Below are 2,479 nucleotides of genomic sequence, written 5' to 3' on the forward strand. Positions count from 1 at the left end.
CCCCGGCCGACGACGAGAACCCGGCCCCCGGCGGTGACGAGGGCGGGGACGGTGAGGGCGACGACGGCTCCGGCGGCGGGCCGGGCGGCGGGGGCGTGGCGGCGGGCATCGCCAGTTCCGTGGGGGCGTACTCCACCGCGGGCGGCGTCGCCGGCGGGCCGGCGGGCGGGCCGCCGGCCGCGGACGACGCGCTGTCGCCCGCGGTGCCGGACTGCTCGTCCGAAGGCTCGTCCGGCTGCTCGGACGGCCCGCCCGGCGGCGGGCCGGGCGGAGGCGGCGGCTGAGACATGTTTCCCCCAATGACCGGAATCAGGCTGTCGTGCGGGCCCGCTCCGGGGTACTGGTCGGCTGAAAGTACGCAACGCTCTTTCTACCACCGGACAGCTGAACGACCCCCGGCGGTTCCCGAACGATCCGTACTTCCCCGCCCAGGGGCGGGGGGGGCCACCGGGCCCGCCCCGCCGCTCAGGCGTCCTCGGCCAGCTCCAGCCAGCGGGTCTCCAGCTCGTCGCGCTGGGCGGACAGCTCCCTGAGCTGGGTGTCCAATTCGGCCACCCGCCCGAAGTCGGTCGCGCTCGCCGCCATCTCGGCGTGCAGCGCCGTCTCCTTCTCGGAGATCCGGTCCAGCTGCCGCTCGATCTTCTGGGTCTCCTTCTGCGCGGCCCGCGACAGCTGCGCCGGCTTGGCGGCCGGGGCGGCGGCGGCCGACCCCGCGCCGGCGCCCGACGCCGGCGAACCGGCCGCGGTCCGGGAGGCGTCCTCACGCCGGGCGGCCCGACGCTCCAGGTACTCCTCGATGCCGCGCGGCATCATCCGCAGAGTGGCGTCACCGAGCAGGGCGAACACCCGGTCGGTGGTCCGCTCCAGGAAGAACCGGTCGTGGCTGATCACGACGAGGGAACCGGGCCAACCGTCGAGGAGGTCCTCCAGCTGGGTCAGCGTCTCGATGTCCAGGTCGTTGGTGGGCTCGTCGAGGAAGAGCACGTTCGGCTCGTCCATCAGCAGCCGCAGGATCTGCAGGCGGCGCCGCTCCCCGCCGGAGAGGTCCCCGACCGGGGTCCACTGCCGCTCCTTGACGAAGCCGAACTTCTCGCAGAGCTGGCCGGCGGTCATCTCCCGGCCCTTGCCCAGGTCGACCCGGCCACGGATCTGCTCCACCGCCTGGAGCACCCGCAGTTCGGGGTCGAGCTCGGCCACCTCCTGCGAGAGGTAGGCGAGTCGGACCGTGCGCCCGACCTTGATGCGACCGCCCGTCACCAGCGTCGAGACGCCCTCGCCGCCGTCGGCCGCCGTCTCGGCGAGCGCCCGCAGCAGCGACGTCTTGCCCGCGCCGTTGACGCCGACCAGGCCGATCCGGTCGCCCGGACCGAGCTGCCAGGTGAGCTGGTGCAGCAGCTCCCGGCCGCCCGAACCGTCCGGCTGCGCGCCGACCTTCAGCGTCACGTTCACCAGGTCGAAGACGGTGCGGCCCAGCCGGGCGGTCGCGAACTTCATCAGCTCCGCGCCGTCGCGCGGCGGCGGCACGTCGGCGATCAGCGCGTTGGCGGCCTCGATCCGGAAACGGGGCTTGCTGGTGCGGGCGGGCGCGCCCCGGCGCAGCCAGGCCAGCTCCTTCCGCATGAGGTTCTGCCGCTTGGACTCCTCGGTGGCGGCGATCCGCTCCCGCTCGGCGCGGGCGAAGACGTAGTCGCTGTACCCGCCCTCGTAGCCGTGGACGGTGCCGCGCTGCACGTCCCAGACCCGGGTGCAGACCTGGTCCAGGAACCACCGGTCGTGGGTGACGCAGACCAGCGCGGACCGGCGGTCGCGCAGGTGGCGGGCGAGCCAGGAGATGCCCTCGACGTCGAGGTGGTTGGTCGGCTCGTCGAGGACCAGCAGCTCCTGCTCGGCGATGAGCAGCTGCGCGAGCGCGATGCGGCGGCGCTCACCACCGGAGAGCGGGCCGATGCGGGTGTCGAGGCCGTCGGCGAAGCCGGGCAGGTCCAGCCCGCCGAACAGGCCGGTGAGGACGTCGCGGACCTTGGCGTCGCCCGCCCACTCGTGGTCGGCGCGGTCACCGATCACCTCGTGCCGGATCGTCGCGTCGGGGTCGAGCGAGTCGTGCTGGGTCAGCACGCCGACCCGCAGCCCGCCGGCGTGGGTGACGCGGCCGGCGTCCGGCTCCTCCAGCCGGGTCAGCACCCGGATGAGGGTGGTCTTGCCGTCGCCGTTGCGGCCGACGACGCCGATGCGGTCCCCCTCACCGACTCCGAGCGAGATGTCGTCCAGCAGGGCCCGTGTGCCGTAGACCTTGTGGACCGATTCCAGGTTGACGAGGTTCTTCGTGGGTGTGGCCATGAGGGGTCCCAGGGTAGTGCGGCGGGCGGAGGGCTGTCCACCCCGAAGGTCTACGGCGAGTGCGACCGGCTGCGCGGGGACACCCCCGTCCCCGAACCGGAACCGGCCCCCGAGCTGCTGGCGGCGCTGCGCGACGGCGACG

At 74.1% G+C, this 2,479-nt stretch carries 1 protein-coding gene and 2 pseudogenes; 2 read left to right on the forward strand and 1 reads right to left on the reverse strand.

Features of this window, described 5'->3' with window-relative positions:
- Positions 1-284: pseudogene (locus HCN56_RS25115) on the forward strand (hypothetical protein); the annotation flags it as partial.
- A 181-nt stretch (positions 285-465) separates the two neighbouring features.
- Here HCN56_RS25115 and HCN56_RS25120 read toward each other — a convergent pair.
- Entirely contained in the window at positions 466-2,337 is a 1,872-nt protein-coding gene (locus HCN56_RS25120; protein WP_167974885.1) for an ABC-F family ATP-binding cassette domain-containing protein, read from the reverse strand.
- A 15-nt stretch (positions 2,338-2,352) separates the two neighbouring features.
- Between HCN56_RS25120 and HCN56_RS26835 the strand changes: the two are divergent.
- Positions 2,353-2,479 (forward strand): annotated as a pseudogene (locus tag HCN56_RS26835) (4-(cytidine 5'-diphospho)-2-C-methyl-D-erythritol kinase); the annotation flags it as partial.

The organism is Streptomyces lonarensis, from assembly GCF_012033735.1.
GTDB classification, from domain to species: Bacteria; Actinomycetota; Actinomycetes; order Streptomycetales; family Streptomycetaceae; genus Streptomyces; species Streptomyces lonarensis.